Origin of the sequence: Mycolicibacterium llatzerense, from assembly GCF_000878195.1 — a bacterium.
GTDB classification, from domain to species: Bacteria; Actinomycetota; Actinomycetes; order Mycobacteriales; family Mycobacteriaceae; genus Mycobacterium; species Mycobacterium llatzerense.
Window position 1 is genome coordinate 91,825 of sequence record NZ_JXST01000002.1, and the last position, 20,134, is coordinate 111,958.

17 protein-coding genes and 1 pseudogene are annotated in these 20,134 nt (G+C 65.1%); 4 read left to right on the forward strand and 14 right to left on the reverse strand.

Translation table 11 applies throughout. The annotated features are described in order from the left end of the window. Positions 1-151: 151 nt before the first annotated feature. A complete protein-coding gene (locus TL10_RS01735; RefSeq protein ID WP_043984274.1) occupies positions 152-1,426 on the reverse strand; it encodes a hypothetical protein in 1,275 nt (424 codons plus the stop codon). Positions 1,427-2,110: 684 nt separating this feature from the next. On the opposite strand from TL10_RS01735, the gene TL10_RS01740 reads away from it, so the two are divergent. After that, positions 2,111-2,731: a DUF2510 domain-containing protein gene (locus tag TL10_RS01740; protein WP_043984275.1), complete on the forward strand. Its 621-nt coding sequence runs from the start codon at positions 2,111-2,113 to the stop codon at positions 2,729-2,731. Between the two features lie 74 nt (positions 2,732-2,805). Here the strand turns inward: TL10_RS01740 and TL10_RS01745 are convergent, their stop codons facing one another. The 7 genes from TL10_RS01745 to TL10_RS01775 form a co-directional block, all read right to left on the reverse strand. Then, positions 2,806-3,204, reverse strand: a complete 399-nt coding sequence (locus TL10_RS01745; protein WP_234711346.1) for a hypothetical protein — start codon at positions 3,202-3,204, stop codon at positions 2,806-2,808. 145 nt (positions 3,205-3,349) lie between these two features. Continuing rightward, entirely contained in the window at positions 3,350-3,613 is a 264-nt protein-coding gene (locus TL10_RS01750) for a hypothetical protein (RefSeq protein WP_043984276.1), read from the reverse strand. Positions 3,614-3,626: 13 nt separating this feature from the next. Continuing rightward, complete coding sequence (locus TL10_RS01755; RefSeq protein ID WP_043984277.1) at positions 3,627-4,115, reverse strand: hypothetical protein; 489 nt, start codon at positions 4,113-4,115, stop codon at positions 3,627-3,629. A 92-nt stretch (positions 4,116-4,207) separates the two neighbouring features. Further along, positions 4,208-4,822, reverse strand: coding sequence for a hypothetical protein (locus TL10_RS01760; RefSeq protein WP_234711347.1), 615 nt, complete (start codon positions 4,820-4,822; stop codon positions 4,208-4,210). After that, positions 4,819-6,459, reverse strand: coding sequence for a WXG100 family type VII secretion target (locus TL10_RS01765; RefSeq protein ID WP_043984278.1), 1,641 nt, complete (start codon positions 6,457-6,459; stop codon positions 4,819-4,821). The genes TL10_RS01760 and TL10_RS01765 overlap by 4 nt, the downstream gene beginning before the upstream one ends. 33 nt (positions 6,460-6,492) lie before the next feature. Next, positions 6,493-6,786: a WXG100 family type VII secretion target gene (locus TL10_RS01770; RefSeq protein WP_043984279.1), complete on the reverse strand. Its 294-nt coding sequence runs from the start codon at positions 6,784-6,786 to the stop codon at positions 6,493-6,495. Positions 6,787-6,794: 8 nt separating this feature from the next. Next, positions 6,795-7,115 (reverse strand): WXG100 family type VII secretion target, encoded by a 321-nt coding sequence (locus TL10_RS01775; protein WP_043984280.1) that lies wholly within the window; start codon positions 7,113-7,115, stop codon positions 6,795-6,797. A 275-nt stretch (positions 7,116-7,390) separates the two neighbouring features. On the opposite strand from TL10_RS01775, the gene TL10_RS01780 reads away from it, so the two are divergent. Further along, entirely contained in the window at positions 7,391-8,347 is a 957-nt protein-coding gene (locus tag TL10_RS01780) for a mechanosensitive ion channel family protein (RefSeq protein ID WP_043984281.1), read from the forward strand. 38 nt (positions 8,348-8,385) lie between these two features. On the opposite strand, the gene TL10_RS01785 is transcribed toward TL10_RS01780, so the two are convergent. Next, positions 8,386-8,805 (reverse strand): GreA/GreB family elongation factor, encoded by a 420-nt coding sequence (locus TL10_RS01785; protein ID WP_157850340.1) that lies wholly within the window; start codon positions 8,803-8,805, stop codon positions 8,386-8,388. A 135-nt stretch (positions 8,806-8,940) separates the two neighbouring features. On the opposite strand from TL10_RS01785, the gene TL10_RS01790 reads away from it, so the two are divergent. Continuing rightward, on the forward strand, positions 8,941-10,605 hold the full coding sequence (locus TL10_RS01790) for an SWIM zinc finger family protein (protein WP_043984282.1): 1,665 nt from the start codon (positions 8,941-8,943) through the stop codon (positions 10,603-10,605). 28 nt (positions 10,606-10,633) lie between these two features. Here the strand turns inward: TL10_RS01790 and TL10_RS01795 are convergent, their stop codons facing one another. After that, complete coding sequence (locus tag TL10_RS01795) at positions 10,634-10,849, reverse strand: FitA-like ribbon-helix-helix domain-containing protein (RefSeq protein ID WP_043984283.1); 216 nt, start codon at positions 10,847-10,849, stop codon at positions 10,634-10,636. Between the two features lie 219 nt (positions 10,850-11,068). Here TL10_RS01795 and TL10_RS01800 point away from each other — a divergent pair, with 219 nt between their 5' ends. After that, positions 11,069-12,364, forward strand: a complete 1,296-nt coding sequence (locus TL10_RS01800; protein WP_043984284.1) for an ISL3 family transposase — start codon at positions 11,069-11,071, stop codon at positions 12,362-12,364. 141 nt (positions 12,365-12,505) lie between these two features. Here the strand turns inward: TL10_RS01800 and TL10_RS01805 are convergent. The 4 genes and pseudogenes from TL10_RS01805 to TL10_RS01820 all read right to left on the reverse strand — a co-directional run bounded on the left by TL10_RS01805 (position 12,506) and on the right by TL10_RS01820 (position 20,066). Next, positions 12,506-14,481, reverse strand: a pseudogene (locus tag TL10_RS01805) (OPT family oligopeptide transporter). Positions 14,482-14,559: 78 nt separating this feature from the next. Continuing rightward, positions 14,560-16,176: a peptide chain release factor 3 gene (locus tag TL10_RS01810; RefSeq protein ID WP_043984285.1), complete on the reverse strand. Its 1,617-nt coding sequence runs from the start codon at positions 16,174-16,176 to the stop codon at positions 14,560-14,562. Between the two features lie 68 nt (positions 16,177-16,244). Then, a complete protein-coding gene (locus tag TL10_RS01815; protein WP_043984286.1) occupies positions 16,245-18,056 on the reverse strand; it encodes a sulfatase-like hydrolase/transferase in 1,812 nt (603 codons plus the stop codon). Positions 18,057-18,242: 186 nt separating this feature from the next. Then, positions 18,243-20,066, reverse strand: coding sequence for a fatty acyl-AMP ligase (locus TL10_RS01820; RefSeq protein ID WP_043984287.1), 1,824 nt, complete (start codon positions 20,064-20,066; stop codon positions 18,243-18,245). Between the last annotated feature and the right edge of the window lie 68 nt (positions 20,067-20,134).

A 20,134-nucleotide genomic window follows, 5' to 3' on the forward strand; every position in this document is an offset into this window, starting at 1 on the left:
TGGAGAACTGCCTGCAAGGAGCCTGACGGTGCCGAGGCTATCGCGGAACCCCCCGGACCGGATCACCGATAGGGCTCAGATCCGGCTATTCGCACTGAATGGGTCTCCAAGTGCGGCGACCATCAGGCCGGGCAAGGGTGTCAGGGATGCTCTAGAGCGCTCGGGCAGGTAGTACGTGTAGGCCCCCGTCGGCGTTCCGCACGATATCTATCACGACATCAGATGCATCGCTTGAAGACTCGACGTCGTCGCCAATGTCGCGGATCCGATACGAGGCGTTGAGGACGCTGTTCACCTCACCGGAGGTGACCATCATGTTCATGACTCGACGAGACGACGTGAGTTTGACGCGAGATAGTGCAAGCAGAACTTCGTTGAGGCTGATGTCCAGTTGATCGATGCGCTTGGAGTCGGCTGCCAACGTGCCAATGAAATTCTGGAACGGATTGTCTGAATCCATCTGGGCGTGCTCAACCGCCTGCAGGACAAGTACTCGACGCTTTAGTGCGATTGCCAACCTGGCGAGTTCCAAATGAGCGCGGAATTCGCCGTCGGGATCATCGACGCCCGAAAAGGCGTTGCGGAGGGTAGAGAGCTCGACGTGGGACGGTAGTTTGGCGAATTCTTGCTGCCATCGGTCTACACGCCTGGCCGCCGTGGCGACTGCCGTGTCGATCTTGCCGACTGCGGTATCCAGCCCTAACGAGAGCCCGATTTTTCCACGATCAAGCAAGATCGCCGTCGCCTTCTCAATCGCGTCGCGGCAACCGTCGAGCTGATTTCGTTCGTCATCCAGCCTGTCTTGGTGCAGCTTTTCCAGAAGCTCTGTGATTCGCTCAAGCGCCTTCTGCCTTTTGTTGTCGGCATGGGCACTGATGCCAACAGCGACGGCCATCAGAATCAGCGGTGTAGCGATAGTCAGCGCACCTGCGCCCGCCGCGGCCCCTCTGGTGGTGGCTGGGCCTGATACCTGTACGAACGTGGCTTGTGCCGCAATGCCGCCTGATGAGTTCGTCAGTGCACCGTGTATGCCGCCGGCGACCACTTTGGACGGCATTGACGTCATGATGCCGCCGCTGAACTGTGCGGCGACTTTCGCCGGTACGACCATCCGGTATAGCGCTTCGCTGGTGGAGGCGAGGTTCACTGCCGTCGTATGCTTCGACGCATCTCTGATTAGCCCTGAAAGCTGTTGTGCCAAGGGACTTGCACTGTCCAACCGGAGTCCGACGCCTTTGTCCAGATTCGCTGGGATCGGATGCACCTCGAGGGTCGCAATCGATGTACGTGCCATGGCAGCGAGGACTGTCCGCAGCTCTGCGAGGCGTTCTGAGGTCATTGCCGCCTCGTAGGGGAATTGTGGGATGGATGCGTCGCCCGTAGTCAGCGTCCATACCGGCACAAACGAGGTCTCGTCGTCGGACATGCTGCACCCCTTTACGTCTGCGGCCGTTTCGGCCGCACGCTAATCGAATCGGAATCTAAAGGACCATACGACGCGGGGCTGACGTGCTTGGCACACTCGCAGTGGTGTTGAGTCCCTCTACGGGGCGTTGTTCATCCGCGACTGAGGTAGCTGCACCGCACTTCGGGGCCATTTGCGAAGGGACCCGCTGCGGCTTCGGCAGCGCTCAGCGCTGCGGCCGGGGTCATGCCGACCGCACCATAAGCATGGTTGAGTGGTTCGCCCACATCCCATGCCACGGCTGCACATTTGGGGCCGCTGGCCACCAGGTAGCAGTCGCTGGCGTGCTGCAAACGGGCACACTGCTGGAGAGCTGACACCTCGGCGTCAGCCTGCGACCGATTGGGGCCGCCAGCCCAGTCCAGAGACTCCCGTGAGGGCGATTTAGCTACAGCTACCCATCCACCCTCGGCGGCGGCTGGGGCGGCCGCGCAAACTGCGGCTCCAACGAGCAGGCCAGCGACGAGTACACACACATTGCAACGGATCATCGCGACTCCTCGGTTAGTGGACAACGTTGCCGGCCGTAGTGCGGACATTAGTGCGAGGCCCCGACAGGTGGTCATGTCTTGGCCGACAACTGCTACTTGTCGGTGGTCGGTGTCATTCTGTTCGGCTGCTTGAAATATGCCGAGAGGAACCGACATGCCGAATCACAACTATCCGACCCCATCGCCGGGTTGGTACTCAGACCCCAGCGGCCAGGCTGGCCAGCGCTACCACGACGGCCGACGGTGGACCGAGCATTTCGTGCCCACCCCGCCGGCTGCCCAGGCACCCGCGGTGGCGGTAGCAGTATCAGCCGGCGGCGGACCCAACCATGCACTGCACTTGATCCTGACCTTGCTGTCCTGCGGGCTGTGGCTGCCGATCTGGATCCTGATGGCGATCTTCGGCGGTGGTTCGTCCTCTTCGGTTGCTATTGCCAACGGAGCCAACGGTGTTGGCGCCGTGGCGCGGACTACGAGACGTCCCGGGGTCGGAGTTGCAGCAGTCTTCGGCGGGTTGTTTCTGCTGGGCCTGGCTCACGAGCACCCGTGGCTGTACGTGGTGCTGATCGTCTTCGTGGTGCTATCCGTGTTCGCTGCCTGGACGCTCAAGTCGGCCCAAGCTCGCGAAGCTCAACAGCGCAGGGAACAGTTCGAGCGAGACATGATCGCGAATCGGGCCGATCGGGAAGACCGGTTTTACGTCCAGGGCGATCCCCGCGGTACCTATGGCGGCTACATGCCGCCTGAGTTCCCGACGGGCACGGACAAGGCGTGAAATGCGAGGTGGTAAGGCCTGTCCATACCGATTGGGTGTGGTTGAGGCCGCCCGGGTGGTGGGGAGCGAAACGCTCACTCGCGCCCAGTCTCTTCGACGCGGATATCGGTGAGCTGATCCGGGTCAACCACGCCGGTCCATCCCATGTACTGATCTCCAATGAGGCCAAGTTGTCGCGCAACAGTCGGGTGGCCGATGAACTCGACTCTGATCCGGCCGTCGCTCAGCCTTCCCGTCAGGGAAACAGGTTGTCCGCCAAGCGATCCACTAACGTTGACACTGATCACCCCGTCGATCGCTGACCGCGGTACCTTCGCCCATGGCTTGTAATGGCCTTGCCCTGCAGGCGACTCGCCGCGAGCGAACGCATCGGGTATGTCAGCATCGGGGCCAGCCTGCAAAGCAACCCATTCGTTGGTACTGAACGAAATCTGGAATCGCTGGCCCCGGTATTCGGCGATCGCGCCGCTCACTGGTATCTCCATCAGTTCCGGCACTCGGTCCCGCGGCTTGTCGTCGAGCTGCCGCTACAGCTCGCGTGAGTACCGGCTGAGTTGGGTGCAGGCACCAAGAACCGGGCAACCGGGTCGACCATCCCCGCGCGACTGTCGTTGGGCATCACACAGGCGTTCCCCGATTGGTGCCTGGTTTCTCGATCAAGAGATCATCATGCAGACGCCGCCGACATGCGTCGGCGAAGTCGAGCGCTGCGCTCCTGTCGGACAGGAAGACTTCGGACTGCTGGGGTGAAATCTCGTAGTACTCTTCGTAATCCACCACGCCGTTGCTGACAGGGAGCGCGACGTAGTGTCTCCCCGAATCGAGCTCAGTGCCGATCGAGAACCGGTCTTCTCGGGAGACGAATACGCCGCTGAATCTCACACCATCCTCCGATCTACCGTTCGTCCTGGTGGGCTCTGAGTGGCTCAGCATGCTGGGCCTGCAACTCGGGAGTCTCGTCCGCCGTGGTGATTTCGCGGAGTGCCCATCCTGAAGTATCAATCGAGTTGGTCCGGACATACTCGACGAGCAGCGGGCAGACTTCGTCCGGCATGAGCACTTCGTTCTGGTGCACTTCGACCGCGGTGCCATCTTGTCGTGCAAGCGAAACCAGTGGTCCCTTGTCGCCTGGATGCCCGAGGGCGAACAGCTTGCCGTTCCTCATCAGTTCGACTGTCAGCCCTGCCTGAGTGCCGGTGGTCTGCACGAAATTGTCATCCGGTTCGACGTAACCTGACGTCTCGTCGTCCTCGGTCAGCTCGAATACGATCATGAAGAGCTTTCGATCACCGATGAGGCTGACGAGATGGTTGAGCTGCATCGCTGCCCGTGCCGGCTCGTCTGATAGCGCGACCGTAGCGAATTCTCTGACTGCGTACGTCATGGCACCCTTATCACCGGTCGGACACCGATCACCTTGACCGGCACTACGTTTTGATCGGGGAGTACCAATCGCGGCACGCGAGTCGCTGTGCGCTACTGCTTCGGCTTGCCCTTCACGGTCTTCGGTACGGCGTCACCCTTCGACTGTGCGACTTCGCTTTTGGCTACGGGTGCGCGACCAGCCGAGGGCTTCTCGCTGTCCGTTTCGGCTCCGTTGCTCTGCTGTTCGGCAACCGCCGTGTCTGAGAACTCTGGTTGTTCGCGCAGACTCCAGCCAGCCGGGACGGCGTGGGTTTCGTAGTAGTGCTCGAACAGTGCGATGGCGTCGGTGGCTGTGAGCACTTCGGAGGGGCGCACCATGTAGGTGTTGTCGCCGTTCTGAATTGGCTCGGTTTCGGCTGATTCGCCTGCGCCGCCCGACCGGCCGATCGTGTAAAGCCGATGCACGCTCTTGGAATCAGCTTCCTTGATCTCAACGGTGAGCCGGTCGGGGGAGACGCCAGTGGCCTGAATCCACTCGGTCGGGTGGACGGTCTCGTCGTATGCCACATCGGCGGGCAACGGATAGATCGACATGTGCGTGTACCGGCCGTCGCCCAGACGGTTGATGATCGCGGCGATCTGCCCAGGGATTTCCTCGGGGAACTCGCTCATCCATCCGGACGAGCGGTTCGTCGCCATGACGTGGGTGGGCCTATCGAGCCTCATTCGCCTGGCACCGTTTCCACGCGAACCTTGCTGACCTTCACGGTTTCTACGACCCCTTGCTCATTGGTAATGGTTACGTACGCCGGATTCGTCGGCGACACCAGTTTGTCGAACTCGCGCTGTCCTGCTGAGAGAGACGCCGAGCCGGACTTCACCTCAATAGCCTCGTAGGTGCCATCCGGCAGGCGTCCCAGACCATCGTAAAACCGGCCGCCGGGTGCGCCCCCATCGACGGTGGCCTTCCTTTGCTCATTGGTGACCCATCGCCCCGGATTGCGGTCTTTGTAGTTCTCTATACCCTCGGCTTCGCGTCCTTTGGCGTAGTTGCCGCCGTTGCGTCCCGTGATGTGCCCGTATCGGTCCCTACCGTCGCCGCGGTCCACACCTTCGCCCGGGCGCCCGGTGTGCGCGTGCATGATGGTCACCGGATTGAGCGCCGCATCGTGCGACAAGTCGATTGCTCCGGCGGTGGCGATGGTTCCGCCGGTGGCAATCATTGCCGCGCCGGCCACGTTCACCGGAACTCCGACTATGGCGCCCACGCCGGTGGCGTCGAGGATGATGCCCGGCACTTCGATGCCGGCTCCGCCGGCGATCAGCGCGGCCCCGCCGATCATCCCCAAGGTGTCGAGCGGGTTGTGGATCGCAGCGTTGCCGAAACTCGCCGCGGAGTTGACCACGTCAGCGAGCACGTTGTACGCGGCGTCGCCGAACTGTTGGAGTTCCATCTTGGCCCACTCGGCCATCGTCGACGCGATCGCTTCGGCAGCCGCGATGAGTGGCGCGAGCAACTTGGCCAGAGCATCAACTTCGGCTTTGAAGTTGTTGACCACGACGCGGATGTCGTCGGCGATCTTCTTGATCTCGTCCTCGTCCTCGCCGGTGAGGAGGTCCCAGACTTCACGGATCCCGGTCATTGGGTTCACGATTCGCGACAGCAGGTCCAGGATCGCAGCGTGAGTGGCGTCGATGTGTCCGGCGTACGAGTTGAGGTTCGAGGCGACCTGGACGCACTGGCCGAAAAGCGCCGTTGCGTTGGTATTGCCGGCGACCACGGCTTGCGCTACCTGCGGGCCCTCCGGAATCTGTTGCGCCGTAACCACGCCCAGCGCACCCAGCAGTGGAGCCTCGGCGCCGAGAAAGGCCGACCCCGCCGCCGTCCATGCCCCGGCCGCGGCACGCAGCTTGCTCGGGCTTCCGTCGGGCCAGATCATGCCCAGAAAGGGCTCGACGAGGGACCAACCAGGCGGCGCCCCTTCGTTACTGCCCTGAGCCGACGGCGGCACCTGTGCACTCACGAACGCGGTCGGTGCGGCGGCGGGCAGCGGTGCTCCGCCCGTGCCGTGAGTGTTCGACGCGACCTCGGCCCGTGAATAGCTGGTCGCGCTGGCCCGGATACCGTCGCCGATGCGGGCCATGCCATTTCGCAGATCGACCATCGATTCGAGCATCGCCTTGGCCGACTTGTCATATGCCTGGCCATGGACGATGCCGGCGGGGTCATCGCCCGACATGCCACCGCTGCCCGACAGCGCAGAATGCAGGGTGTCGATGGCCTTTCCGAGCGCTTCGGCCTGAGTGTCCACGGACTGCCCGGCGCCGTCGAGCGCGCGCGGATCAACAACGATCGGTGCCATAGGGTTTCGTCGCCTATCGCACCGTCAGCCGGGTCACCGCGACCACATCGTCTGATTGCTCTTGGCGGCGCCCGTGTAATTGCCGTGTGCCTTGTGCGCCGCCCCGCGCAGCTTGACCAGGGCCTCGCGCATCTCCTGCGCGCCCTCGGTCCAACGGCGATGTGCGTCAGCCTGCGTCGCCGCCGCCGTGCCTACCCACGTGGCGTGCAGTCCCGAGACCTCGGCATGCGCCTCGGTGATCATCGCCTCGATCCTGGCCTCTAACTGGGCCATCTTCTCCACAATGCCCATCAACTTGTCGGTATCAACTCCGAATTCATCAGACATCGTGCGCCCTACCCGCCGATTCTCATCTGCGTGCTGAGCGCTGCTCCAGAGTGACTGTCTTGGCTCTCGTAGGCGCCGGCAGCAATCCCGAGCAACGACGCCATCTCGGCAAGACCCGTGTGTACGTCCTTGGCGCCCGCGTGCCACTTCCAGAACGATTCGGCGAACGCGCCGCTGGACAACCCCGTCCAGCCAGAACCGACGAAGCCGGACACCTCGCTGTCAATCGCCTGCAACTGCGTGGCGAGCTCATCGGCCAGGGAGTCGATCGACCCCGACACCCGCCGCAAATCTTCTGGGGAGACCCCCAGAATTCCCCCTCCGGCCATGCGATACCCCTAACGCGTACTGGCTGACGGTTGAAGCCTACCCAGGGTGCGAGAGGGACACCGACGCGAATTTCGTTGCCGCTCACAGGTTTTAGACAGGTTTCTGCCAGATTGCTGGCAGGAACGGCTTCCGAAGGGTGCCGCCAGTGTGAGCCGGGCAACGACCAGCCCCATACACCGACTGGATCTCTCGCCGACGAGAACCCGCTGGTCCCGCCTGCAGCCAAGATTCGCCGTGGCCAGGGATTTCGGCGGCCTCTCGTAGGGTCGGACCCGTGCATGTCTACCAACTGGCTTTCGAATGGACGGATACGAACCGACGCTGGCTGGTCGAGGTCCCGATCCGCATCGTGTCCTACGGCGTCATCGCCCTCATCGCCCGGTTGGTGCTGCACCGCCTGATCGACAGCGCCACCACGGGTCGGGCCGGCAAGGCTGAGGCAGTAGACGAGCAGTCGCAGGCCAACCGCCCGCCGCTGCTGCGCTACCTGCGCGACCGGAGCCAGTCGTCCAACGCACGCAAGGCCGCCGAACGGCGCCGCCAGCGCGCCCAGACCATCGGGTCGGTGCTCAAGTCGACGGTGTCGATCCTGCTGCTGGTGTGGCTGGTGCTGGCGATTCTGAGCGTGCTGGGGGTGAACATCGCGCCGTTCATCGCCTCGGCCGGTGTGGTCGGCCTGGCGATCGGCTTCGGCGCGCAGAACCTGGTCCGCGACTTCGTCAGCGGCATCTTCATGCTGCTCGAGGACCAGTACGGCGTCGGCGACAACGTCGACCTCGGCGACGTGACCGGCGAGGTGCAGAGCGTCGGCCTGCGCATCACCACGGTCCGCGACGGCGACGGCACCCTCTGGTACGTCCGCAACGGTGAGATCAAGCGCGTCGGCAACATGAGCCAGGACTACGCCGTTGCGCACGTTGAGGTTCCGGTCGCATTGACCGCGGACCTCGACCGGGCCGAGCTGGTGGCCATCGAAGCTGCGGAGGCCGCCATCCTCGATCCGGCGATCGCCGCCAACGTGCTGGGCGATCCGGAAATGCTTGGTGTGCAGGAACTCTCGCCTGATCTGCTCATCCTGCGGATGTCGGTGAAAACCCGGCCGAATACGCAAGGCGCAGTGCAACGCCGGCTCCGCCGCGAGGTTCTGCGCGCCTACGACGAGCACGGCATCGCACTGCCGTATCCGCAGGGGCGGATTCACGCGGTGGTCGGCGGTCGCACAGCGGAGTAGTGCCTTGGGCTCCCCGAACAACATTGGTCGGGGAGCGGTCAGCGTCCCGCCGTCTCCTTCGGGTTCACCCCGTCGACGGCGAGAACCGTGATCGCCATGCTCCGACCGGATTCTGTCACGTATCTGCGTGTTTCGCCGACGTGAGTGGCGACGAGTGCTTTGCCCAGCGGACACTCCACGGAACAGGTGTCGCCCAGCGGCTTGGCGTCGGCGGGGAGAACGAGCTGGAAGACGTCGGTGTCGTCGGGGTCTCCGTTGAACGACACGGTGACCCATGCGCCCGGCACGGCTTGGCCCTCGAGGATCAGCTCGTCGCGGGCATCGATTGTGTTGGTGGATGAGGTTTCTCGCGGGTGCCGGTCTGCGATGACCGCACCGTGTTGTTCAGCGGCATTCGATGACACCGAGTGTGAGGGCGGAACCCTTGACGCGGTGTTCGGGTGAATTACAGCGTCCACACCATCACTATCCGTCGATGCGCGGGTCGCGACGCGTGCACGCGAGCTTGTTTGCCGTGATGTCACGCGATGTACGTCCGGGTGTCAGGCTGGCGCCGCGGGAGTCCGGACCGTCGCATCGGGCACCATAGTGACGTGCCGCTTTCCGAAACGTCGCTGTTCAACGTTGCCGGTGATCTCGTCTTCGCCCGCGGCGAGGACTACGTCCGCTACGTTCGTGGGCTTCGGATCACCAAATCCAAGGCGTACGCATCGATTCAGGCCAAGCGTGTCTACCAGGTGGAGCTCGATTGGTCCGGCCCGCTGCCTGACGGAGTCTGCACCTGCCCGCACAACGCCGACGGCAACTTCTGCAAGCACCTGGTCGCGGTTGGGCTCGCCGCAATCGACAGCGGACGTGTCCCCATCGAAGTTCCCCCCGATGCCTCGGCTGACGGAGCGCTGGAAGCGGTAGTGCAGGCGATGAGTGTCGATGAACTACGAGACTTGGTCCTGACACTCGCGCAGCAGGACAGCGGGGTACGGCGCCTACTCGATGTTCGCGCTACGGCGGTTTCAGGAGACGAGGCGCCGGCCCAAGCCGAATTCGAAGCCTACGTGCGAAACATGTTGGAGTTCAGGGGCGAAATCGACTACCGGCGATCGTTCGAGGTCGCGGGGACGGTCAGTGACATGCTCGATGAACTTGAGGACCACCTGAACAACGGCGCAGCCGAGGTTGTGCGGCCGGCTCTGTTGCTCGCACTCACCAAATTGCGCAAGCTGCTGCAGCATGTAGATGATTCCTCGGGTTCGATCGGAGACCAATCCCAGCGGTCTGCCGACCTCTATGCGCGGGCATGCAGGCTCGGCACGCCTGACCCGACGAAACTGGCAACGTGGTTGGTGAAATTCCGCGCTGAATCGCCAGGTTGGCCGATTGTCGTGTTGGCGGACTTCGTGGATGCATTCGACGAGAAGGCACTTAAGGCGTACCGCCGGGCGGTGGTCGCGCTCGACAAGAATCTGGCAGACCAACCAACAGGGCGACACGAAGTCGACGCCATGCTCCTGGAGCTCGCCGATCACGACGGCGATGTCGACCTCGCCGTTCAGCTGCTCAGCGAAGGGCCCTATGTCCAGTACGGAGCGATCGTTCACCGGCTGCGCGCAGCTGGTCGTGCCGACGATGCGGTGGCCTGGATCGACCTCGCTGTTTCCGCTGGCAAGGTTCGGAGCCACGGCGGCGACAACGAGTATTGGTTGAATCCGGACCATGTTGCCGAGACGTACAAAGGCTTGGGCCGCACCGATGATGCAATCGGCGTTCTCCGAGCCGACTTCGCCCGGCAGCCGTCGGTGGGCTCCTACCGTGTCCTGCTGGATTTCGCAGCGGGCGTCGACCGTGTCGATTCCGAACGCAGGTGGGCCTATGACCACGCGCGACACCTGGCCGCGACGGACCGCTTCCTGTTCGGCACAGTCCTCGTGCAGCTCTGTATGAGTGACGGCGACATCGACGCGGCCTGGGAAGCTGCTGACCGGTACGGTGCCGGCTCAGCGTGGCGGGAATTGGCCGATCGAGGGGCCAAGGCGCGGCCCATCGCGGCCGCCGACCTGTACCGGCCGGGGCTTGCGAAGGATCTGCGGGAGCCCAACAGCAAGCTGTATCCCGACATTGCCGCGAGGCTGGCGACGATGGCCAAGCTCTACGAAAAAGGCGGCCGCGGTGCTGAATTCGTGCTTTTCATGGCGGAGATACGTCAGCAGTACGGGAACCGGCCTGCACTGATGAGAGCACTGGACGCCAAGCGGCTCTAGCGGTGTTCAGTGGTCGCGCCGAGAACGATTACCGACGACTGGCGTGCAGATGCAGAACGATGTCATCCGTTGGAATGCAGAGGTCAGGCAGTGTCGCGAGCAGTGCGGCGTTGTCCGTCCTGCGGGTTGCAATGCCCAGCTGCCGAAGCGCGACAGCCTCGACCGAAGTGTTGGAGGCGCGCGCCAGCAGCTCTAAACGCTCCATCAGGTCGTCGGGCACATTCCGGATCTGTAGCGATCGCATCTATTGATGGTAGGAGCGCGCACGCGGGACGCAAGCCGTTTGACACCGCCCGATAGCGTCGATCCGGCTCTCCTGCAGCACATGCGATTTGGAGCCGTCAAGGAAACTGGCTCTGTTGACGTATGTGTGGGTGATTTTGGGGTTTGAATAGCCGAACGCCGTTCCCGGTCTAGGTTTCTGGCTTGTCGAAGGTCAGTCACCAAAAGAGCGGAGAACGGCGTGCGGGATGCCAGCTTATGGCGCGTCTTGTTGTGCGTCCAGAACACGGTTGTCGAGGATGTCGAGTTCGACCAGACGGCACAGGTATTGGTGGCCCATGTCCGCCCGCAGCGTGCTGCGGCGGGGCGGTGCGGCCTGTGTGGTGCGCGGGCCCGCTGGTATGACCATGGCCGGGGCCGACGACGGTGGCGGACGCTGGATATGGGCACCACCGAGGTGTTTCTGGAAGCCGACGCCCCTCGCGTTGACTGTCCCACTCATGGGCCGACGGTGCGCCAAGTTCCCTGGGCCCGCCACGGCGCCGGGCACACCCATGCTTTCGATCAGCAGGTGGCCTGGTTGGCGACCTGCTGCTCCAAACGCATGATTACCGAACTGATGCGGATCGCGTGGCGCACAGTCGGATCGATCATCGCCCGGGTGTGGGCCGACACTGCCGCCGGAATCGATCCCTTCGCTGGCCTGACCCGGATCGGAATCGATGAGATCTCCTACAAACGCCACCATAAGTACCTGACCATCGTGGTCGACCACGACACCGGCCGGCTGGTGTGGGCCAGCCCCGGCCGGGACCGAGCCACCGTGCGGGCCTTCTTCGATGCTCTGGAAGCCTCTGGCGAGGGCCGGTGCGCGCAGATCACCCACGTCTCGGCCGATGGAGCCAACTGGATCGCGGACGTGGTCGTCGAACGCTGCCCCGACGCGGTGCGCTGCGCCGATCCGTTTCACGTTGTCAGCTGGGCCAACGAGGCCCTCGATGAGGTCCGCCGCGCCGCATGGAACACCGCCCGCAAAGCGGGGCAGACCCGCAGCCACGGATGGGTCCGCGGCCGCCGTGTCACCGTGGCCACCGGAGACGCATTGGCGTTGCGCCGCAGCCGATATGCCCTCTGGAAGAACCCGGAGAACCTCACCGAACGACAACGAGTGAAGCTGGCATGGATCGCCAAAACCGATCCCCGGCTCTACCGCGGCTACCTGCTCAAAGAAGCGCTGCGCACGATCTTCAAACTGCCCACCGACCAAGCCGCCGACGCCCTCGACAGGTGGATCTCGTGGGCGCGCCGCTGCCGCATCGAATCATTTGTCCTACTGCAACAACGCATCACCCGCCATCGCACCCAGATACTGGCCGCCATCGAACACGGTCTGTCCAACGGACTCATCGAATCGGTCAACACCAAAATCCGACTCCTCACCCGCATCGCCTACGGATTCGCCACACCCGAGCCCCTGATCGCCCTGGCCATGCTCACCCTCGGCGGACACCGCCCAGCCCTACCCGGCCGTCAATGACCCACACATACGTCAACAGAGCCAGGAAACTTGACGGCTCCAAATCGAACATGTCAGGAGAGCTCGCAGAGCCAACGCAGCGAGCGTGCGCAGGGATCGCGAAACCCATCTCAGCCACGCACTACCCGCACGCTCGAAGCGTCAACCCGCAGAAACCGGCTCGCTACCCGCAATCGTTCGCGTCCGCTTGTACATCCACGTCAGCACCGCCGCGAAGGCCGCGACGCCAATGACTTCGGCAATAGATCCGTTGAAACCAGAGAACAGCGCAAACGGCTCGTCGGAACCAGTCCCGGCGACGAAGCCCGCGAACACCACCCCGTACAGGCTCTCGCCGACGATCATGCCCGTCGCCAGCAGCACGCCAATCCGCTTCTTGCGCTCGACATCTCCGCCCGCTCGGTCAGCCCAGCGGTTGTAGAAGTACCCGAGCGCGGCGCCCAAAGGAATGATCAGCGTCAGGCTCATGGGCAGGTACATGCCCATCCCGACAGCCAGCGGCGGCAGCGCGAATCGCGATGTCCGGGTGAGGGTCTCGTCGACGAGAATCGCGACCACCCCGATCACCGCGCCCAATCCAATGAGCCCCCAGTTCAAAGAGCCGCCGAAACCCCCTTGGCCAACGAAGAGATCAACGCGGCCTGCGGAGCCGCCAGCGCGTGGTCACCGGCACCGGGCGCGCCCAGGAATCCGAACGCACGCTGCATCAGGTTGAGCACGGGCGGAATGATCGCGGATCCGAACACCACACCAATCACCAACGCCACCTGCTGTTTCCACGGTGTGGCGCCGACCAGCTGGCCGGTCTTGAGGTCCTGCAGGTTGTCGTTGGAGATGGTCGCAACACCGAACGTGATGGCCGCCGCGAACAGTGTGTAGGCCACCAGCGCCAGAGACTGGCCATCGTCGGCATGCCCGAACACCACCTTGATCAGCACCGCGGCGATGAGCACCGTCAGGATGCCGACGCCGGAGATGGGGCTGTTGGACGAGCCGATGAGCCCGGCCATGTACCCACACACCGACGCGATGACCATGCCGATGACGAAGATGAACACCAGGCTTGCCACGATGATCCCGGCCGAATGCCCTTGCAGCGCAGTGCCGCGACCGAAATCCCACAGCAGCACGGCGATGGGCAGCAGAAGCAGCACGACGGTGCCGATGACGATGGGGAAGGGGATGTCGCGCTCGGTGAGGTCGACCAGCTGGCCCTGGCGCCGATTGCGCGCCGACGTCAACGCGTCGGTGATGCCCTTGATGATGGGCCGCAAGATCTTCAGCAGCGTCCAGATGGCGGCGACGGCGATCGCGCCGGCGCCGACGAATCGCACCTCGTGCACGAAGATGCCGTCGATGATGTCGCCGATCGGCTCACCGGTCCCGAAGGCCCCGATCGTGCGGATCGGCAGCAGCACCCCGAACGAGATGACCAGCCCGACGAGCATCGCGATACCGACCGTCATCCCGATCAGGTGCCCGACGCCGATCATCGCCATCGACAATCCGGCGCTGAACATCGTCCCGCCGGCACCGATACGGGTATACGCCGTAACAGAATTCGCGAGCAGCTTCATATTGGCCAGCAACCCGAAGCCGGCCGACACCAGCGAGCCGAAGATGATCACCCGCAGCCCGGTGCGGTTGGCCTCCGCGCCGCCGGTGCTGTCGCCGACCTTGAGCACCTCGGCGGCCGCGACTCCTTCGGGATAGGGCAGGTCCGAGCCGGTGACCAGGGCGCGCCGCAGCGGAATGGAGTACATGACGCCGAGGGTGCCGCCGACCGTGCACACGGCGAGGGTGATCCAGTAAGGGAATCCGGTCCACCAGCCGATCATGATGAGGCCCGGCAGCACGAAGATGATCGCCGACAGCGTGCCCGCCGCCGAGGCGATTTTCTGCACGATGTTGTTCTCGACCACCGAGTGATTGGCGAAGCTGCGCAGCACCGCCATCGAGATCACCGCGGCCGGGATGGACGTGGCGAACGTCAAACCGACCTTGAGTCCGAGGTAGACGTTGGCGGCGGTGAACACCAGCGTGATTACACCGCCGAGCAGAATCCCGCGGACGGTCAGTTCACGCAGGGTCGGGGTGGCGGGGGTCGCGACGGCCAACTCGTCGTCCTCTCTCTTACGGGTGCTCTACACCGTAAGGGCTGAGGACCGACGTGCGCCCGCTATCAGGGCGTGCCGCTAGCTCTCGGCTGCGGCCACCAGAGAGCGCAGCTTCACCGACGGGTTGTCCCGCTGGAACCCTTCGAGCCGCCACGGCGTCGAGAACAGCACCAGCAGCACGCCGTCGGAGCGGGTCAGCACCTCGCAGGACACCTGCTTGTTCATGAACTCGGCGTCCTCGGGGTCGACGACCCGCGCCACCTGGTACGGCAGCGATTCCATCGTGATGGCCGCGCCGATCTCGGTCGCCATCCGGTGCGCCGCCACCTCGAACTGCATGGGGCCGACGGCTGCGAATACCGGCGCCTGCTCACCGCGCTTGTCCGAGCGCAGCACCTGGACGACGCCCTCCTGGTCGAGCTGCTCGATGCCCTTGCGGAACTGCTTGTGCTTGCTCGGATCCTTGCCGCGGACCACCGAGAAGTACTCGGGGGAGAAGCTCGGGATCGGCGGAAACTCCACGGGCGCATCGCGATACAGCGTGTCGCCGGGGCGCAGCGCCGCCGCGTTGGCCAGGCCGATCACGTCACCGGGCCACGCGTCGTCCAGCGTCGAACGCTCCCGGCCGAACACCGACTGCGCGTACTTGGTCACGAAGGGCTTGCCGGTCCCGGCGTGGGTCAGCACATCACCGCGCTCGAACGTGCCCGAGCACACCCGCGCATAGGCGATGCGGTCGCGGTGCGAGCTGTCCATGCCGGCCTGCACCTTGAACACGAACGCGCTGAACGGCGAATCCACCGGACGCGGCTCTTTGGCGACGTCGATGATCGCGCCGGGCGAGGGCGCCAGATCGACCAGCACGTCGAGCAGCTGGTTGACGCCGAAGTTCAGCGCCGCCGAGGTGAACAGCACCGGCGAGGACTCGCCGGACAGGAAGGTCTCGCGGTCGTAGTCCGAGCCGTCCATCGACAGCAGTTCGGACTCTTCGACGGCGGTGTCCCAGTCACCCTCGGCGGCATCGTGCGCCTTGTCCGCGGGAATGTGCTCTTCCGGCGCGGCGGTGGCGCCACCGGCGGTGCGGGTGAAGCGGATGTAGTGGCCCTTGCGGCGGTCCATCACACCCTTGAAATCGCCGGCGATGCCCACCGGCCAGGTCAGCGGCGTCGTCCGCAGCCCGATGCGCTCGTGGATCTCGTCCATCAGCTCCAGCGCGTGCCGGCCGGGGCGGTCCCACTTGTTGATCACCGTGATGATCGGGATGCCGCGGTGCTTACACACCTGGAACAGCTTCAGGGTCTGCGGCTCAAGGCCTTTCGCGGCGTCGATGAGCATCACCGCGCAGTCGACGGCCGTCAGCACCCGGTAGGTGTCTTCCGAGAAGTCGGCGTGGCCGGGGGTGTCCAGCAGGTTGATGACGCAGTCGCGGTACGGGAACTGCAGCGCCGTCGAGGTGATCGAGATGCCGCGGGCCTTCTCCATCTCCATCCAGTCCGACACCGTGGACTTGCGGCCGGCCTTGCCGTGGATCGCGCCCGCCTCGGTGATCACCCGGGCATGCAGGGCCAGCGCCTCGGTCAGCGTCGATTTACCGGCGTCAGGGTGACTGATGACGGCGAAGGTTCGGCGACGGGCGGCTTCGGTCGCGACCCGGCCGGTGGCGCGGGTATCGCTGGCGGGGGCGGTGTCGGTCATAGCACCAGACATGCTATTGGCCGACCAGGTAAAACCTGTAATCGCGACGGCGTGACCTGCAGGTTTGCCTACGGGCGGAACCGGCACAGCAGGCGGCGGACGGCACTGCCCGGCTCCGGCGGCCGCCGGCTCACATACGGCCACGGATCGTTGCGCTCTGGTACCGACGCCGTCCGGACCAGCTTGAGCTGTGTCCGCAGATGCTGGCGCAGCTCGTGCAGGCTGGGATCGGCCCAGCGGTTGGATGCCTCGATCGGGTCGGAGGTCAGGTCGTAGAGCTCCCACTGATCGTCGAGCGGATCGGTGCGGTAGGTGTCGCCGCCCCGGCTGTTCGCCGCCAGATGCCGCACGCCCGGTTCCGTCCAGGTCGCCGGATCGTCGAACGTGCGCACGAGCTTCCACAGGTGCCCGGAACCACCGGACGCCTCGGCGTTCGTGACACGCGAGACCAGCCCTTCGAAGTTGGCCGCGACGTTCGCGGGCACCTTGATGCGCAGCAGCGCAGGCGGATTCGTGTTGGCGCCGATGGCCTGCGCCGCGCCCGACGCGCCGGTGTCACCCTCGAGGATGTTGTCGCGGGTCATGATGTAGATCGGCCGATCCTGTTCGGCCACAGCGCCATTCACCACCGGCATGAGGTCGCGGCCCGGCAGGGGATGCACCTCGCTGAACGTGGCGGCCAGGGTTTCGGCGGTTGCGGCGACATCGACCCCGGCAGCGCCGAGCAGTGTCGGCACCAGGTCGACGTGTGACGTCGGCGCCTCGACTTCGCGGGCCGCGGTCGCGTCCGCGCCGATCCGGGCGATGACGAACGGCACCCGCGTCGCCTCGTCGTACAGGTTGAACCACTTCTGGTGCAGCCCGCCGTGCGCGCCGAGCAGGTCGCCGTGATCGGAAGTCCGTACCAGCACGGCGTTTTCGGACCCGCCGTCGGTGACGGCCCGACGGACCCGGTCCAGCGGGCCGTCGACCTCGGCGTGCAGCCGGTAGTAGAGGTCGCGGTACTGCTGGGCGTTACGACGGTAGGTGCGTTCGATCACCGCGGCCGGGCCGTAGCCGGAGTAGTAGGCCTCGCGGAAGGCGGCCTGTGCGGCGGGCTTGTCGCTCAGGTCTTCGGTGGCCGTCGGCGCCGCGGGCACATGCGGCGGTTCGAGGACGGGGTAGTCGAGCAGCGGGCTGCGGCGCACCCACCCCGGAAACAGCACGATGTCATGGGGATTGACGAAGCTGGCCACCAACAGGAACGGGCGCAGCGCATCCGCGTCGCCCGCGCGCCGCCGCGCGTACCGGTCCTCGAGCCACGAGACGACCCGATCGGCGACCAACGGGTCGCGCCGAAAACCGCTGTTGGACATGGCCGCTCCGTGCGGCTCGGGTCCGACCCAGCCGGAGAAGCCGTACGGTCCCAGCGGATCGGCATCGAGGTAGGCCTGCACGGCCACGAGGTCGACGACACCGTCGGCGTCGTTGGTGGCCAGCGGCTTGCCGGTCTTGGGGTCCTCGAGGTCGGCGTGCGAGATGTGCCACTTGCCGTCGTAGTGCGTGTCGTAGCCCGCGGCCCGCAGCCAGTTGCCCAGCGTCGGCACCTCGCCGCGGCGCAGCCACCGCAGCCGCGAGTCGTCGTACCGCTTGCCGAGACCGTCGGTCTGCGTGACGCCGTGCAGGTCGGGGTACTGACCGGTGAACAGTGTCGGCCGGCTGGGTGCACACGCCAGCGAGCCCGTGTAGTGCCGGGTGAAGCGCACACCGTTCTCGTCGAACCAGCGCCGGCCGGTGAGCGTGCGGTGGCGCCAGTCCATAACGTCGTCGGCCTCGTAGGGCGGGATCGCGCGCTCTTCGTCAGTCATGAGGATGACGATGTCGGGCCGCTGCGGCGTCATCTGGGTGCTCCCGTCGGAGGACTGGCCTATGTGGGCTACAGCGTCATCCAACACGAGCAGCGACCGCAACGGTGCAAATTGGCGTGATCGACAAATAACGTTCTGTTAACTGGAGACGACTCGTGCCCCAGTGGGCTGAGGCGCCCCAAATCAGTAGTGCCGCAACCGCGCCCGGACTGTCGGCCGTCAGTCGAATTGACCGGACAGAAACTCCGCGCGCGAGGCAGTGCGGGCCAGTTTTCCCGACGTCGTACGGGGGATGCGGCCGGCCGCGACCAGTCGCACCTCGGCGACGCGAACCTGGTGATGACGCGACACCGCGGCCCGCACCGCCTCGGCCACAGGCTCCAACTCGGCGCGGCCGGCACCCACTGCGCGCTCGGCGACCACGACCAGTTGCTCGCCCGAATCACCAGGCACAGCAAAGGCTGTCACGTAGCCGGAGCGCACGGCCGACGAGGCGCGACTGACCGTCGCCTCGATGTCCTGCGGGTAGTGGTTGCGCCCGTCGACGATCACCAGATCCTTGATCCGGCCGGTGACGAACAGCTCGCCGCCCACGTAAACGCCCAGATCGCCTGTGGCCAACCACAATGCGTTGTCCTCGGCGCCGTCGGCGTGGCTGACGGTCTGGCGGGTCTGCAGCTTGTTGCCGAAGACCCGCTCGGACTCGTCGGGCCGGCCGAAGTAGCCCCGGCCGATGTTGTTGCCGTGCAACCAGATTTCGCCGACCGTGCCGTCCGCGGCCTCGTCGCCGTCGGGGGTCACGATGGTCACCCACTGGTCGGGGATGGCCCGCCCGCACGACACGTGGGGGACCGCGCCATCGGCATGCCGGCCCACCACGACGGCCCGGCCCGCCGCGAGCTCTTCGCGGTCCAGATATGTGGCGCACGGCTTTTCGTCGGCGGCGATGCTGGCCACCGACAGCGTGGCTTCGGCCATGCCGTACGACGGCTTCACCACCGTCTCGGGCAGCCCGTACGGCTTGAACGCTTCCATGAACTGCTCGATGGACGGCAGCGTCACGGGCTCGGATCCGTTGAGCAGCGTCACCACATTGCTGAGGTCGAGCGGCTCGCCGGCCGGCGGCAGGCCCCGCTGCGCGCACAATTCGAAGGCGAAATTGGGTGCGGCCGCGAAAGTCCGGCCGTGCGCGGCCTCGTCGGCCAGCCGCCGGATCCACCGGTAGGGCCGGCGGACGAACGCCATCGGGTCCATCAGGCTGATCTGGCCGCCGCACAGCGCGGGGAACATGATCATGATCAGGCCCATGTCGTGGTACAGCGGCAGCCAGCTCACGCTGCGGATGTCGGTGTCCAGGCCGCCGGCCAGGATCATCTGAATGACGTTGGTGCACACATTCCGATGTGTGATCTCCACGCCGGCGGGAGTGCGCGTCGAGCCCGAGGTGTACTGCAAGTAGGCAACGTCGTCGGTACCCGTCTCCGGGCTGACGTGCATCTCGGCCAGGGTGGCGGGAACGGCGTCGACCGCGATGACCCTCGGGCGCTCGGCCGCGGGCAGCGTCTTGATGAATGCGCGGACCGCTTCCGCGGCGGCGGTGGTGGTGAGCACCGCGGAGGGCTTGGCGTCGGACAGCACCGCGGCCAGTCGCTCGGTGTGGCCGGCGAGGGCCGGCGCGAACAGCGGGACGGCGATGTTTCCGGCGTGCACGGCCGCGAAGAACGCCGCCACGTAGTCGACGCCCTGCGGCGCCAGGATCGCCACCCGGTCACGGGGCTTGGTCACCTGCTGCAGCCGGGCCGCGACGGCGTTGACCTGAGCCCAGAGGCCGTTCCAGCTGAGTTCGATGATCTCGCCATCGGGGTTCTGCGCGTAGTCGATGAACCGGTACGACGGGCTGTCGCCCATCGCCGCGCGGTTGCGCTCCAGGAACGACGTCAGCGTGATGCCGTCAGGTATGACGATCTTGCCGTCCGGCTGAACGTATTGCTCCAGCGACTCTGCCGCCCCAATAATGCTGTGACTCAAGGCTTCCCGACCCATATGTCGACACTAGTAGCGAATCTAACTAACCGACGAGTCAGACAACGGTGAAAGTCACCACTGCGAAC

What these genes read in the sequence shown, in the direction of transcription:
- TL10_RS01735 (WP_043984274.1), bottom strand. Translation starts at nt 1,426, where the DNA reads ATGTCCGACGACGAGACCTCGTTTGTGCCGGTATGGACGCTGACTACG.
- TL10_RS01740 (WP_043984275.1), top strand. Translation starts at nt 2,111, where the DNA reads ATGCCGAATCACAACTATCCGACCCCATCGCCGGGTTGGTACTCAGAC.
- TL10_RS01755 (WP_043984277.1), bottom strand. Translation starts at nt 4,115, where the DNA reads ATGACGTACGCAGTCAGAGAATTCGCTACGGTCGCGCTATCAGACGAG.
- TL10_RS01760 (WP_234711347.1), bottom strand. Translation starts at nt 4,822, where the DNA reads ATGAGGCTCGATAGGCCCACCCACGTCATGGCGACGAACCGCTCGTCC.
- TL10_RS01765 (WP_043984278.1), bottom strand. Translation starts at nt 6,459, where the DNA reads ATGGCACCGATCGTTGTTGATCCGCGCGCGCTCGACGGCGCCGGGCAG.
- TL10_RS01770 (WP_043984279.1), bottom strand. Translation starts at nt 6,786, where the DNA reads ATGTCTGATGAATTCGGAGTTGATACCGACAAGTTGATGGGCATTGTG.
- TL10_RS01775 (WP_043984280.1), bottom strand. Translation starts at nt 7,115, where the DNA reads ATGGCCGGAGGGGGAATTCTGGGGGTCTCCCCAGAAGATTTGCGGCGG.
- TL10_RS01795 (WP_043984283.1), bottom strand. Translation starts at nt 10,849, where the DNA reads ATGCGATCGCTACAGATCCGGAATGTGCCCGACGACCTGATGGAGCGT.
- TL10_RS01810 (WP_043984285.1), bottom strand. Translation starts at nt 16,176, where the DNA reads ATGACCGACACCGCCCCCGCCAGCGATACCCGCGCCACCGGCCGGGTC.
- TL10_RS01815 (WP_043984286.1), bottom strand. Translation starts at nt 18,056, where the DNA reads ATGACGCCGCAGCGGCCCGACATCGTCATCCTCATGACTGACGAAGAG.
- TL10_RS01820 (WP_043984287.1), bottom strand. Translation starts at nt 20,066, where the DNA reads ATGGGTCGGGAAGCCTTGAGTCACAGCATTATTGGGGCGGCAGAGTCG.